Below are 14124 nucleotides of genomic sequence, written 5' to 3'. Positions count from 1 at the left end.
CGTGACCATCTCGGGGCATTGATGGTCGGTTTATTCGATGTCTTGGTCGGCTGGGTTTTTCTTTGGGCACTCCGTTGCCTCCACTTCGGAGTGCCCGCCTCTTTGATTGAGTACGCGTCTGATCTGGGATTTATTGCGGGTTAGGCCAATTGTTCGCTTGAATATCCCAGGTCAGACGCGTCTTCAATTGCCAAAAGATTCCGGTCGCAATCGCGGCCGTTTTGATCGGAGTATCTATGTACCAGCGTATCGTTATCTACACGCGCCTGTTCCGCGAGCGTTGGTCCAACAATTGCATCCTCTCTTCTCTTTGGGATGGCACCTGCACCGGTGACGCGGCCTGCAACCCTACCTTGGGCTGCGCCTTCGGTACAGATGCCATCCTTTTTGCTGTAGGGGAAGCGTGCCATGGCAGGTAAAAAGTTCTCCCTGTTCGAGGTCATCCTCTCGGTTATCTGCGTTGTCTTTACCATCGAGGCGGCTGCTCCGGCATCTGCCATGGGTAACGTGCAGTTCTTCTGGTGGATCTTCCTTATCATTACGTTTTTGCTTCCCTATGGCCTGGTGGTGGCCGAGCTCGGTACGGCGTTCGATTCCGAGGGCGGCCTGTACGACTGGGTTCGCCTGGGCTTGGGAGACCGTTGGTGTGCACGCTGCTCCTGGTGCTATTGGGTCAACTTTCCACTGTGGGTGGCAAGTATCGCCTGCATGTTCCCCAGTGTCATCAATGCGGTATGGGGCATCGAATTTTCGCTTGGGGTCCGAATTGCCATCGAGCTTGCCTTTGTGTGGGGCGTCACGGTCATGGCAATGCAGCCGGTGGCCGAGGCCGATTGGGTCATGGATGGCGGCGCCGTCATCAAGGTGCTCATTACCGCCGTGGTGGGAATCATCGGCATCTGGTTTGCCTGCAACAACGGCTTTGCCAACGATATGTCGTTTAAGACATTTGTCCCCGATCTGGGAGACACTAACTCACTGACGTATCTTTCAATCATCCTATTCAACTTTATGGGCTTTGAGGTGGTCGCGACCTTTGCCAGCACGATGAAGAACCCATCGCGCGATATCCCCAAGGCGGTTATCGCCGGTGGCGTTGCCATCGCGGCGATCTACATTATCTGTGGCATCGGTATTGGAGCCGCGGTTCCCACCGAGCAGCTTTCACTCGATTCGGGCATTGTGGACGCGGTTGCCGCCATGGTGGGGCGCGCTCACCCGCTGACGATGGTCGTGGGCGTGGCCTTTCTGGTAACGCTGTTTGCCAACATGATCTGTTGGAGCTTTGGCGTCAACAACGTGGCGAGCTATGCCGCGCGCCATGGCAACATGCCGCGTCCCTTTGCGCTGGTGTCCAAGAAGACCGGCATGCCCAACGGCTCGGCACTCATTAACGGTTGTTTTGCCAGCTTGGTGCTGCTACTTCAGATTCCGCTGGGTGAAGGTTCCGACGTCTTTTGGGTCTTCTTCTCGATGAACGTCGTCTTTCTGCTCATGAGCTATATCCCGATGTTCCCGGCGTTTTGGCGCCTGCGTAAATACGACGACCGCCCGCGTGTGTTTCGCGCGCCCTTCGAGGGCAAGGTGCTTGCGGTAGCGCTTGCGGTGCCGGTGGTAGAACTCGTGCTTTCGATTGTTGCGACAATCGTGCCGCTTAACAGCTCGCCCGCCGAGATGTCAAAGTTGCCGATCCTCATGGGTGTGGTGATCGGCGTGTTGCTGGGCGAGGTTTCGCGCCTCATATCGCGCCGCGTCCGCAGCATCGACAATCCCGGCGTTGGCGCAAGGGGGACAGGTCGCTTTGCACCAAAACAGTAGCGCCGCGAGTTGTGCGGTGCTAGATGCATCTTGGATTACTGCTCACGCTGCTCGGGATCAGATGCGAGCTTGGGTGCAAAGTAGGGGACGTGGCCCAGGTAGGGGCAGCTGTCCGAACGCGCCTCAACGGCGCAGGGGACATTGTCGTAGGTCATGGAAGAACCGAGTCGGGTGATGGCCTTGGCGGCGGGCGCGACGAGCATCTTGAGCGGAGCGATCGGTGTCATGGCATCTCCTTTCATCGGTGAGACACAGCTTGTTTATCTAAACGATACAGTACGTTTAATCGGTGAGTCTAATCTTGCGGCAAAGAATCTGTCAACATCCTCACAGCATCTAGACAGGGGAGGCGGGCATGAGTTTCGCGTTCTATATCTACACCACGATTATCATGGGTGTGGCTCTGGTGACCAGTGCCGTGGCATTGGTGGTTTGGCTCATGACGCGCCGTCGCGACAGCCTCGTGGCCGCGGCGGGTTTTTTGCTCTATATGCTCGATATGTCGGTCATCTTTTTTGACGAGTACAATCGGCTCAAATACGACTACGCCGTTACCTTTAGCGAGCCGCTGCAGCACCCCTTGCTGCGCTGCGTGCTTGGTATTGCCATCTATGCCTGCGTGGTGCTATGGATGTTTGCGCGCTTGCGCAAAAGACCGACGTCGCGCATGCTCGGACTCGCTATCGTGCCGTTTTCAATCTTGCAATTGCTGCTGGTGCCTCGCAGCGGCGCTGCCGGAGAGGTGCAGCAGTATCTCTTTTGGCTCACGCGTGACCTGGGTAATGTAGGATGTCTTGCCTATGCCGCCTGGCATTACCGGTACAGAGCAACGCGTGTTGAGAAACTCGACCTCGACCGCTCAAAGCTCTTTTGGAAGGTGGCCTTCGTTCTTGTGTTTTGCGTGATCGCCGAGGACACCTACATGATCTTGTTCTGCCGCCCCGACTCCCAAAACCCCGTCATCGGCCTCTTTTTGTGGTATCTGTCCGAGCGCAATATCTCCGAAAACGTGCTGCTCGTGGTATGCGCGGCTCAGCTTTTTTGCCAGTTTAGCCATATCCTGCGTGTGTATGCCCGTCATCCGCGTGCCGATGAGGACGTGGCAGCCGAGAGCGCAAGCTCTGAGGACGATCTCGCATCGCGTGTGGTGATTTATGCCGACGCCCATAAGCTGTCACGGCGCGAGCAGGAGGTGCTCACGCTGGTGCTGAAGGGCAACGACGCCCAAAACATCGCCAGCGAGTTGGTCATCAGCCCTGGCACGGTCAAGGCACACTTGCATCGCATCTACGTTAAAAGCGGCGTCTCCAACCGAGATGACCTTATAGATACCTTTTGGCGTTCCTAGCCTCATTCTTCCTCGCATGCGGGTCTTGCTGTGTGGGCGGCCACACCGTTGGGCGTAATGAAGCGGTAATAATCTCAGACAATAAACCTGCAGGTAAAGCGTGTAAACCTGCTTAAACTGACCGTTTGCGGTCCCTGGCCTTGGCACGGGTTTGCCCCTGTGTATCAATGGGTGTAGCGCGAAGCCGCGGACGTGGGACAGACGTCCGAGCACGGCTTGTAGGCACGCGCCGATGCGGGAGCGCTACGCTCCCAACCGAGTGCCCACGCGGGCGGTGCGTCCGCGTTACAACCAAAGATGCCTGAGGAGGCTCGCATGGACAAGGCTGATGTAGTTATCAAGAGCGACGCCGTCTTTACCGGCGATGGGCTCGAGCCGTTTAAGGGCGGCGTTGCCGTGCGGGGCGATAAAATCGTTGCCTGCGGTGACGATGCTCACCTGGCACCGTTTATCGGTCCCGATACCGAGGTGCGCGACTTTGGCGACCAGCTCGTCATGCCCGGCCTGATCGACTCGCACACGCATTTTGCCCAGGGCGCGTTTATGACCGACCCCGATTTTGCCGTCAACCTCATCGACTGCACCAGTTTTGAGATGGCGATGGAACGTGTCGTGGCGTTTGCGGCCGACCATCCCGATAACGAGTGGATTCTGGGCTGCCAGATTATCCAGTTCCAGTGGGATGTCCCCGAGATGCCCACGGCCGCGATGATCGATGAGTACATCTCCGACCGCCCGGTATTTCTGCAGCAGGTTGACTTGCATACCTTTAGTGCCAATACCTGCGCCATCAACAAGGTGGGAGTAACTTCGCAGACGCCCGATCCCGCAGGCGGCAAGATCCTTAAGGATGCCGACGGCAATCTGACGGGCGTGTTTTCCAACAACGCCGGCGCCTTCTTTATGGACGAGGTCTACGACCCAGCGCCCGAGGTTGTTGACGCGTCGTTTGCAAAAACCGCCCGGCGCGCCAATGCCCTGGGAATCACTACGGTCGGCATGGTCAATCCTACGTTTGTGAGCATGGAAAACCCGTATGCGGTGTTGGCAGGTCTTAATGCCAAGGGCGACTTGCCGCTGCGCGTGTTCCTGTACACCGACCTGTTCGAAAACGAGTCCTTGACGCTCGAGCAGATCAAGGAGAAATACGCCTTCCCGGGTACGCAGGTGGAGTGGCACGGCTTTAAGCAGTTCCTTGATGGTGTGTGCTCCGACCATACCGCCTGGATGCTTGAACCCTATAGCAACGCACCCGACACCTGTGGTGAGCCCGCGGAGGAGCCGGAGCGCATCCGTGCTGCCATCCTGAGGGCGCAGGAATGGGGCGTTGACACGCGCATCCATGCAATCGGCGATCGCTCGGTGCGTTTTGTGCTCGATTGCTTTGAGGAGGGCGAGCGCTTGCATGGCAAGCGGGATTGTCGCCACTCCATGGAGCACAACGAGACGGTTCAACCCGAGGATATGCCGCGTTATGCCGAGCTCGGCGTCTGCCCCGGCATGCAGCCGTGGCACATGCTGCTCGATATGGCTGACCTTGCCAAGGACGAAGCCGTGGGTCCCGAGCGTGCCGCGCTTTCGTGGCCCCTGCATAGCCTGCTTGCCAGCGGAGCCGTGGTGCACCTGGGCAGTGACTTCCCCGTTGTGGGCTTGGAGCCCATGGAGGAGGTGTACGGCGCGGTCTTCCGCATGCTCGAGGACGGTTCCAACCCTGAGGGCTGGTTCCCCCAGGAGCGCATTACCATGGCCGAGGCTCTGCGCGCCTACACCTATGGCAGCGCCTACGCCATGCATGCCGAGGACCGCATCGGCACGCTCGCGTGCGGCAAACAGGCAGATATCTGCGTGCTCGACCGCAATCTCTTTGATTGCGAGCCGGCCGAGGTGCTCGAGGCTACCGCAGCCCTCACGATGATCGCCGGCAAGGTGGTCTTTGAGGCATAGCGCCATCGTTTGATTGGGCGGCTTGGTGCCAGTTGTCAGCCGCCTGACATCCATTCAGCACTACTCTCTCAAGGAAAGGGGAGAACAATGGCAGAAGAAGTAACCGCTGCCGTGGAGGAGGAGCGCGAGCTCGCCTCCCAACCGATTCCCGGTCTGGTGCGTAAGTACACCATCGTCACCGGCCAGGGCATGCTCGCCCAGATTATCATGGTGGTCCTTGAGGGCCTCGTGATGGGTTGGGGCCTAGGTGCCCACGGCCTGGCATGTGTCTCGATCATTATGTCGGTCGAGTACATCAACCTGGCCTTTGGCAACCTGTTTGGCACCGGCGTGCCCGCCGTGGTGGGCAACCTTTTGGGTGCCGGCGACATCAAGGGCGCAAGCAAGGCTTTTAGCCAGGGCTTTTGGCTCACCACGATCGTGAGTGTGCTGCTTGCTGTGGTGATGGCAGTGTTTACCGAGCCCATCTGCACATTCTTTGGCGCCACGCCCGACATCATGGCCGATACCGTTGCCGGCGTGCGCACCTTCGCCGTGCTGCTGCCGCTCACGGTCATTGGCCAGATGATCACCGCTGTGATGCGTGTGGACGAGAAGGTTCAGATCCAGGCCAACCTCATGACCGTTTCGGCCATCGTCGCCATCTGTTGGCTCGCGCTTTCCACGTTTGTGCTCAAGTTTGGCGTTATGGGCGCCGGCGTGTACTACGGGCTTTCCATCGGTATCTGGGCCATCGGTATCTTCTGGTTCATCGGGGGCAAAAAGTCCCAGCTCCAGATTAGCCTGGCCGACCTTAAGCTCGACCTCGCCATCTGCGGCCAGATCTTCAAGATCGGCTTCCCGTTCTTCCTGGTCCAGGGTGCGACCTTTATCTTTAATACCGTTGCCAACTCGCTTTTGGGTTCGCTCGGCGGCGACATGGGCTCGCTCTACATCGCAGCCTTTGGCGTGATCAACGGCTACATCCTCTACATTACCATGATGGTTGCCCAGTGCTTCTCCTACGGTCTGCAGCCCATCGCTGCCTTCAACGCCGGCGCAAAGGCTTGGGCACGCCTTAAGGAGACGCTCTCCTGCACGCTTAAGTACCAGGTTGTGACGCTGGCGCTGGTCACCGTCGCGCTCTGGCTTGCCGCCACCCCGGTGTGCGCCTTCTTTGCCGGCAGCGATCCTGCGCTCGTTGAGGTTGCCGCCAACGCCACGCGTACTGTCATCCTGGCTGTTGCCCTGGGCTATCTTGCCATGACCATGTCGATGTATTTCCAGGCGGTCGAGAAGGTGGGTGTCGCCACGTTTACGGGCCTGCTTCGCTATGTGATCTGCTCGGTGCCGCTTATGTACCTCCTCGGCAACATGATGGGTGTCGAGGGCGTGTGGATCGCCCTGGTGGTGGCCGATGCCATTACTGGCATCATCTCCATTGCGCTCGCCGCGCACGAGTCCAAGCGCCTTGCCACGCTCTAGGCTCGGACATGGCTGGCGTACGATAGTCGAACAAGTTAACTCGCCTGCAAGCCACCACAATGGGGACAGCCCCCATTGTGGTGGCTTTTGTTATTTAGGGTCTGAGATTTCGGCTCTATAAATAATGCTTTTGAACTGGGTTACTATAAGATTATGGTAAACGCTACTATAAGATTATGGAGAATGAAACTATTCGATTATGGTAACAGCGTAATAAGGGGCGTTGATATGGCTGAGTTCATTAACAGGGATTTGCATGAGTTGCTCATTCGCATGGCAGGCTGGTTTCCTGTTGTGTCGTTGACAGGGCCTAGGCAGAGTGGTAAGTCTACGCTGGTTCGGCATGCCTTTCCCGACTATTCCTACGTCACGCTTGAGGACCCTCAAACGAGGCGCGCGGCCTTGGAGGATCCGGTGAGTTTTATCCGCAACCGAAAGGGCGGACTCATCATCGATGAGGCGCAATACGCCCCGGATTTGTTTTCAATGATCCAGGTTGTTTCGGATGAGCGGGGAGACGCCGGTCAATACATCCTTACAGGCTCGCAAAACTTTTTGATGATGAAAAGCATCGGGCAGTCTCTTGCCGGGCGAGTCGGGATCTTAAAATTGCTGCCATTATCGTTTCGAGAAGCGGAGAGGGGCCAGCAGGGGCAGCTGGAAGTGGATTTGTTCGCGCTCGAAGGGGGATACCCTCGCCTGCGTTCCGCCGGAATGCCGTCCTCGGTTTATTTTCCCAGCTATATCGATACCTATGTTGAGCGCGATGTTGTGGGCTTGCTTGATGTGCGCAATAAGGCGGAGTTTCATAAGTTTCTGTCCATAATTGCTCAGAGCGTCGGTGCCCTCATCAATATATCCTCGCTTTCTCGAGATACGGGCGTGAGCGTATCGACCATTAAAAGCTGGTTGTCCATTCTGGAGCAGAGCTACCTGACGTTTTCGCTGCAGCCCTATTATGCAAATGCCAAGAAGCGTCTAACTAAAACGCCCAAGCTCTATTTTTACGACACGGGGCTGCTCTGCTACTTGCTCAAAATTGGATCACTGGAGCAACTATTGGAGAGCCCTTATCTGGGGGCCGTTTTCGAAAACCTCATCGTTTCCGAAACGGCGAAGAGCCATCTCAACGTGGGCGAGAATCCCGAGCTGTATTTCTATAGGGACGACAGCAAGCGTGAAATCGATTTGCTCGACTGTACAAACTCAGGGAGTCCCAAGGCTATCGAAATAAAATCATCCAGAACGTATCACGATAAGTACGCCCGCCATCTACAGACTGTATGCGATGAGATCGACATTGCAAAAGATGCGCGCTATGTTGTGGCCCGCGTGGACTCAACGTATGAGTCGAAAGACTGTAGTGTGGTTTCGGCGCGTGATTGGCTTTTACGATAACAAGCTCGGCGTATTAACGGCTGCCGCGAAGGGAACCGGCCCCCTTTTTGCGGCGGTTTTTGCCTATCTGGTGCGTCTTAGATGCAAGTGAGTAGACTTATTTGGATATGCCGAGCACATCGCAACAAATACTCAATAAAACCGCAGGTCAGAGCTGTGGCGTTTTGGGGCGTGCTTGACCTCCTGCAAAAAGCCTACTCACTTGGTTTTTCTGCTAGAAGACCGCCGCGAGGGAAGGCAGCTCCCTCGCGGCGGCTGACATTTGCCCAGATAAAACCTGCCAAAATAAACCTGTCTACTCTTTGAGCCAGAGCCGACACTAATTCAAATGGCGAAATCAAAGGGCGTTCTCTGCATGGAGGGCGCCCTTTTTTATCGCGGGATGTTTTGCGTGGCAGTCATGAGGCCCAGGCGGTTGCTGACGCCGAGCTTGCGATAGATGGCGTTGACATGCTTCTTGACGGTTGACTCGCTTATGAATAGCTCGTTTGCCATCTGTTTGTTCGTTTTGCCGTCGAGCATGAGCCGCATGACTTCGGCTTCGCGCGGTTGGATATTGTGTTCTGTAATGAAAGCATTTAGCTGGTTTGTGTCTTCTGTCTGGGTGAGTTTAATGCCCCGAGGATAGAGGTTGGCGAGCGCGAGGCTCGCGTGCCGAGCGACTTCGAGCAGGATTGCGAGCTCGGTGTCGGTGAAGTCTCCGGCCGTGCGTTCACGAAACAGGGTGATGCTTCCTAGCGGGCTGTCGTTGTGCGCGAGCGTGGCCGTACAGCCAAAGTAGACGCCCTGCGGTTCCATCCATTTGCGATAGATGGGCGTGGCATCGCGTCGCTCGACGTCGACGAGGTCGAGGTCGCGGTAGACGCCGACCTTATGTAAGTCAAAGCTCCATGTTGTATAGTCCATCGCGGCGTAGCGGTTGTAGTAGTCGCTCAGTGCGCGGTCGTCCATTCCGCTGCTTGCGGGGTGGACGTAGCGTGGGGCATCACTGCCCGCTGCCTCGATCAGGTCGAACATGGCGATCCGATGGGGCACGAGCCCTGTCGTTCCCTCGAGGGTCTCCTTTTGCAGCTTATCGACACCGTGTGATGCGTGGATTGCAAGCGCGAGCTCGTTGAGAGCAGTCCAGGTCGTACTGTCCAACTCAATAGTCTGCTGATTATTGCATGGGGGCATAGGGCATCCTTTCCATTGTGGAACCCAGTATGTCATGTTCTCGGCCTGAATAGAACTTTAGGTCAGCGAATGGTATACCGTCGGTCGCTGAAAGGGGCTCGAGGGACCATTGAGAACATCTCGGTGCGGCCGCATCATGGTCTCGTCAAGCAAAAGCACCGAGATTTAGGAGCTTGAAATGAAGACCATTTACGAGAGCGAGTCTACGCCAAAGAAGGACGGATTCTACATGCCCGGCGAGTACGAAGAGCAGGAGCGCACCTGGATTTTGTGGCCGCATCGCTCGGATGTGTGGCGCTGTGGTGCCAAGCCGGCGCAAAAGGTCTTTACCGAGATTATTAAGACCGTTGCACGTTTTCAGCCCATCACTGTGGGCGTCAACACTGAAGACTTCCCCGCGGTGTGTGAGATCTTCGACGGCGTTGAGAACGTGCGCGTTATCCACATGGAGTACAACGACAGCTGGATTCGCGACCCCGGCCCGGCGTTTCTTGTCAACGACAAGGGGGACGTGGCACTCTCGCACTTCCACTTTAATGCTTACGGCGGTTTCATTGACGGCCTGTATTTCCCGTGGGACAAGGACGCTTCCATTGGCCTGCAGGTGGCACAGCTCGAGCAGGTTAACCGCTATCGTCCCGAGGATTATATCCTCGAGGGTGGCTCGTTTAACTGCGACGGCCAGGGCACCGTGGTGACCACCGAGATGTGCCTGCTCAATGAGGACCGCAACCCCCAGTACACCAAGGAGCAGATCGAGGAGAAGCTTGCCGAGTACCTGGGCATCGAGAAGGTCATTTGGATCAAGGATGGCATCGACCCGTTTGAGACCAACGGGCACGTGGACGACGTCGCATGCTTTAGTGCGCCCGGCGAGGTCTGCTGCATGTGGACCGATGATCCCAACCATAAGTTCTACAAGGAGTGCCAAGAGGCGTATAAGACGCTTTCCGAGACGACGGATGCCCGTGGCCGCAAGCTCAAGATCCACAAGGTGATTATGCCTGCGACCTCGGTATATATGACCGAGGAGGAGGCCAGCACGATTGACCCCGTCGAGGGCGTGCTGCCGCGTACCCCCGAGGATGCTTTCGAGCCGAGCTACCTCAACTTCCTGCCCATCAACGGCGCAGTGCTTGTACCGCAGTTCGGCGATCCCAATGACGCCCAGGCGCTCAAGGATATCCAGGCTGCTTATCCGGACCGTGAAGTCATCGGTATCATGACTCGCGAGGTTATCTACGGCGGCGGCAACATCCACTGCATCACCCAGCAGCAGCCCAAGGCGCGCTGTAAATAGCAGTTCCATGGTGAACAGTGCTTGATTGTCCGCACGCGAAAGTCCGCCGACTTCAATGGTCGGCGGACTTTTTGTGTGGTGGTTTCAGCTGAACGGCGGGCCGTGCGGCTTGGGTGTGCGGGCACACAATCTGGGGAAACCAAACAGATTGGGGCCTTATATGATCGACTCGAAGGGAAACGTGCGACCCGAGGGCATGTTTAACAGGGCGTACCTGGCCCCCGAAGCCCAGCGCGCATACGATACGCTGCTCGAGTGCGTGCTCAACGGGCAGAAGGGTTGCGAGGCTTCGGCGCATGCGGGCATGGATACCATCAAGGCGCTCGTATAGCTTTACGCTTTCGGATGTGACACATAGGACTGCGTGCGCCGCTCCCGGCTATATTGCCCCCGAGGTGCTTCAACTCATGGAGATAGCCGGCATCAGCGATTTCGAGAGCTTGGCAGCGTCCACGAATGCCCCCGTGTTTACGCCACAGACGGATGACTTTGGACTCGCGGTCCATATCTTTAAGATGCTTAACCGCGGAATACACCCATACGCTTCTGGTGAGCTGGACTTGGACATATTTGACCTGGACGACGATGACATTCCGCCTGCACCATTGATAAACAGCTGCGTGTGTAATGGGCACAGCCCGTTTGTGGGGACGTTGGTCGGATACGTTGTCCCAAAGTACGCTCTTGAGCTCGATGATTTTAGCGGCACTATGGGCGAGGCACTCCGTCGATCGCTGTATGGCAGGGCGGAGGAGCGTCTTGACGCACGCACATGGGCGCGCCTGCTCGACCGCTATCTATCCGAGACAGTTGTGTGCAAGCGTGGCCATCTCCACCACTCGTTACAGCACGAATGCCCTTGCTGCCGAGGAGAGCGCGCCTTGTTGACTCGTCTTGGTTGATGGTTTGGGCCGTCTTGTAGAAAGCCCGTGAGGCGACATGCAAGTTAATCCTGCGTGTCGCCTCCGTACATATAGACGATAAATCCGTCGCCGGTGTCCTGGCTGTGATCCTCCAAGATGCGCTTCATGTTGAGGTGCTCGTAGAACTGCCAGTCGGAGTTGCAGTCGCTCATCAGGAAGAATTTGGTGCACCCGGCTTTGGCGAGTTCGGCGCGCGCAAGGTCGATGAGCGCACGGCCGAGCCCCTTGCCCTGCCATTCGGGCACGATGATGATCAGGTTGAGCTGGCCTTGGGCATATTCGTTGCCCGTGGCGGCAAAGCGGTCGGCTGTTGCCTTCTCGCGGCTATCGCCAAAGAGCGAGCCTTCGAGCTTGGCATCGGCGGTCTTTGCCATCTCGGTTGCCTGGACGAACATCTCGTTGTAGCAGGGCTCCCACGTGGGATTGGTGCGTGGTTTTCCGTCTTCGAAGATACCGATGCAGCAAGCGGCGATGATGCGGCCTTCAGCTTCGGCAACGAGCGCGATGGGGGAGCGCTGCAGCTGCATGGCGATGTTAAAGCGCGCACAGAAATCGGCGGCTTCGACGTCGCCTCGGTTGCGCAGCGTGTTGCACCACAGCTGGTTGTAGATGGCGGCGATGCCGGCCAGGTCATCGAGCGTGGCGGCACGCAGAGTTACGTTGTCAAGGCTCATGGGGGCTCCTTCCAAGTTGGGTCAGGCCACCCCTGAGTGTGACATGGACGCAGGACGGCCGCATCGACCATTCGGCAGGCGAGCCTCGAATCCTCGGGGACGGAGGGTCCTAAGAAGGAATGAGGGCGGATTTTCGGACACTTGCTCGATGAGAGTGGATAATCTCCCACTTTTAGCGCTGGTATAGGCCAAAAACGGGAGATTATCCACTCTCATTCTGGGTAGTCGTTGGGGACGTTCTTAAACGACCAGTCATTAAAGAACGTCCCCAATGACTACCCCAAGGAACATCCCAAACTGCCGGCAGAAAAGGAACGTCCCTAACTGCCGCATCCGGAGTAAGACAACGCCGCAGGTAGAGGACGGACAGCGAGCGGGCCGCATTTGAGACAAGGTGACGTGAAACGAAAGGGCGCTGACCTTCTGGTCGCGCCCTTGAAGTTGAACGTCAGATTGTCCAAATGCGGCCCGCGTAACTAAACCCGCTCCGCGATTTCGTGGATGAGGTAGTCGGTCTTTTCCCAGCCCAGGCACGGGTCGGTGATCGACTTGCCAAAGACACCGCCGTCGACCGGCTGGTTGCCGTCCTCCAGGTAGGACTCGATCATAAAGCCCTTGACCAGCTTGGAGATGGACTCGTTGCGGCGGCAGCTGTCGAGTACCTCCTTGCAAATGCGATACTGCTCCAGCGGACGCTTGCCCGAGTTGTCGTGGTTGCAGTCGATGACCGCCGCCGGATTGGCATAGCCGGCGTGCTCGGTATAGCGCTCAGCCAGACGTTCCAGGTGTTCGTAGTGGTAGTTGGGGTAGGTGCGCCCATCGAGACCGATGTAGCCACGCATAACGGCGTGCGCGAGCGGATTGCCGTCGCACTCGACCTCCCAGTTGCGGAAGATGAAGCTCTGGTGCGCCTGGGCGGCGTAAATGGAGTTGAGCATAACGGTGGTAGAGCCGGCAGTGGGATTCTTCATGCCGACGGGTACCGAAATGCCGCTCGACACCAGGCGATGCTCCTGGTTTTCGACCGAGCGTGCGCCCACGGCAACATAGCTCAGCAGGTCAACGAGGTATTGGTAGTTGGACGGATAGAGCATCTCGTCGGCGGTAAAGAAGCCGGTCTCCTCGATGACGCGCAGGTGCATGTGGCGGATGGCCTTGACGCCCTCGAGCAGGTCGTCGGGAGCCTCGGGGTTGGGGTTGTGCAGAAGACCCTTGTAGCCGGTGCCCTTGGTGCGCGGCTTATTGGTGTAGACGCGCGGAATGACGATGAGCTTGTCCTTGACCTCCTCGGCGGTCTTGGCCAGTCGGTTCATGTACTCGAGCACCGAATCCTCGCGGTCGGCAGAGCACGGGCCGATGATGAGCACCTTACGTGCGTCCTCGCCGGTAAAGACTTTGGCGACCTCGGCGTCAAATGCCTGCTTTTTGGCGGTAAGCTCGGCAGAAAGCGGCATTTCCTCGCGGATCTCCATGGGGATCGGCAGCCTGCGTTTGAATTCCATGGCCATAGGGGCCTCCTCAATCTATAGAAAGAGCAATAAGCGTATTCTCGAATGCTCGGCATTATCCGCTGTCGCACGCTAAAGTGCAAGCCCTTGCCACCCCGAAACCTGCCAAAAGGGACAGGTTTATTTTGGCAGGTTTTATATGGGGGAACGTCGGCGGATACCGGGAGGGAGTGGCGTCGCGCGGAACACTAAGGCTATTGTCGGTTCCCCAGGAAACACCCCGTGGGCAAAAAATGCCAAATATGAGTACTGTTGCTAACCTACTAACATATCCGTCTAGCGAGATAATAGACAAAGTAATAAATATGTTCATTAACGTTGGCACGCAGAAGCCTGCTAACGGGCGTTTTGATTAATTTGAAGGCGTATAGAGGCCGCAAAGAGGTCGTTTGAGGCGGTTTTGGCTGTTACTAAAAAGGTAACAGTACTCATATTTGCCCTTTTTTTGCCCACGGGGTCTGGAAAGCGCCGTCAATGAGGTCTCAGGAAAAGCGTTTCGAGGCTCGAAGGACACAAAACGGGGGCGCAGGTTGTCCTGCGCCCCCGTTCTCGGGCGTCATCATTTCTCTGC

12 protein-coding genes are annotated in these 14124 nt (G+C 57.1%); 7 read left to right on the top strand and 5 right to left on the bottom strand.

Features of this window, described 5'->3' with window-relative positions; translation table 11 throughout:
• Nucleotides 1-140 precede the first annotated feature (140 nt).
• The gene (locus KSY82_RS02860) at nt 141-410 is read right to left on the bottom strand and encodes a hypothetical protein (protein WP_147325424.1); all 270 of its coding nucleotides are present in this window, start codon (nt 408-410) and stop codon (nt 141-143) included.
• Between KSY82_RS02860 and KSY82_RS02855 the strand changes: the two genes are divergently transcribed.
• Nucleotides 409-1818 (top strand): APC family permease, encoded by a 1410-nt coding sequence (locus tag KSY82_RS02855; RefSeq protein ID WP_217750207.1) that lies wholly within the window; start codon nt 409-411, stop codon nt 1816-1818. The two genes, KSY82_RS02860 and KSY82_RS02855, sit on opposite strands and share 2 nt — an antisense overlap.
• Before the next feature lie 35 nt (nt 1819-1853).
• Here KSY82_RS02855 and KSY82_RS02850 read toward each other — a convergent pair whose 3' ends face one another.
• Complete coding sequence (locus KSY82_RS02850; protein ID WP_117746649.1) at nt 1854-2045, bottom strand: hypothetical protein; 192 nt, start codon at nt 2043-2045, stop codon at nt 1854-1856.
• A gap of 128 nt (nt 2046-2173) precedes the next feature.
• Here KSY82_RS02850 and KSY82_RS02845 point away from each other — a divergent pair, with 128 nt between their 5' ends.
• The 4 genes from KSY82_RS02845 (at nt 2174) to KSY82_RS02830 (ending at nt 7972) form a co-directional block, all read left to right on the top strand.
• Entirely contained in the window at nt 2174-3166 is a 993-nt protein-coding gene (locus tag KSY82_RS02845) for a helix-turn-helix domain-containing protein (protein WP_217750206.1), read from the top strand.
• A gap of 315 nt (nt 3167-3481) precedes the next feature.
• The gene (locus KSY82_RS02840; protein ID WP_158554608.1) at nt 3482-5110 is read left to right on the top strand and encodes an amidohydrolase; all 1629 of its coding nucleotides are present in this window, start codon (nt 3482-3484) and stop codon (nt 5108-5110) included.
• 87 nt (nt 5111-5197) lie between these two features.
• Nucleotides 5198-6574 carry an MATE family efflux transporter gene (locus KSY82_RS02835; protein ID WP_117746646.1) on the top strand — a complete coding sequence of 459 codons (1377 nt, stop codon included), beginning with the start codon at nt 5198-5200 and terminating at the stop codon, nt 6572-6574.
• Between the two features lie 228 nt (nt 6575-6802).
• The gene (locus tag KSY82_RS02830) at nt 6803-7972 is read left to right on the top strand and encodes an ATP-binding protein (RefSeq protein WP_199409482.1); all 1170 of its coding nucleotides are present in this window, start codon (nt 6803-6805) and stop codon (nt 7970-7972) included.
• A 372-nt stretch (nt 7973-8344) separates the two neighbouring features.
• Here the strand turns inward: KSY82_RS02830 and KSY82_RS10465 are convergent, their stop codons facing one another.
• Nucleotides 8345-9148: a LuxR C-terminal-related transcriptional regulator gene (locus KSY82_RS10465; RefSeq protein WP_271736885.1), complete on the bottom strand. Its 804-nt coding sequence runs from the start codon at nt 9146-9148 to the stop codon at nt 8345-8347.
• Between the two features lie 178 nt (nt 9149-9326).
• Here KSY82_RS10465 and aguA point away from each other — a divergent pair, with 178 nt between their 5' ends.
• Together aguA and KSY82_RS02815 are read left to right on the top strand one after the other, a co-directional pair.
• Entirely contained in the window at nt 9327-10448 is a 1122-nt protein-coding gene (aguA, locus tag KSY82_RS02820) for an agmatine deiminase (RefSeq protein ID WP_161155974.1), read from the top strand.
• Between the two features lie 160 nt (nt 10449-10608).
• Nucleotides 10609-10779 carry a hypothetical protein gene (locus tag KSY82_RS02815; protein WP_158554607.1) on the top strand — a complete coding sequence of 57 codons (171 nt, stop codon included), beginning with the start codon at nt 10609-10611 and terminating at the stop codon, nt 10777-10779.
• A 615-nt stretch (nt 10780-11394) separates the two neighbouring features.
• On the opposite strand, the gene KSY82_RS02810 is transcribed toward KSY82_RS02815, so the two are convergent.
• Both KSY82_RS02810 and KSY82_RS02805 read right to left on the bottom strand, forming a co-directional pair.
• Nucleotides 11395-12045, bottom strand: a complete 651-nt coding sequence (locus tag KSY82_RS02810) for a GNAT family N-acetyltransferase (protein ID WP_117806742.1) — start codon at nt 12043-12045, stop codon at nt 11395-11397.
• Nucleotides 12046-12521: 476 nt separating this feature from the next.
• Nucleotides 12522-13553, bottom strand: coding sequence for a 3-deoxy-7-phosphoheptulonate synthase (locus KSY82_RS02805; protein WP_254881682.1), 1032 nt, complete (start codon nt 13551-13553; stop codon nt 12522-12524).
• Nucleotides 13554-14124 lie beyond the last annotated feature (571 nt).

The organism is Collinsella aerofaciens, assembly GCF_019131995.1.
Taxonomy (GTDB): Bacteria; Actinomycetota; Coriobacteriia; order Coriobacteriales; family Coriobacteriaceae; genus Collinsella; species Collinsella aerofaciens_S.
This window is presented reverse-complemented; position numbering and strand designations above follow the sequence as displayed.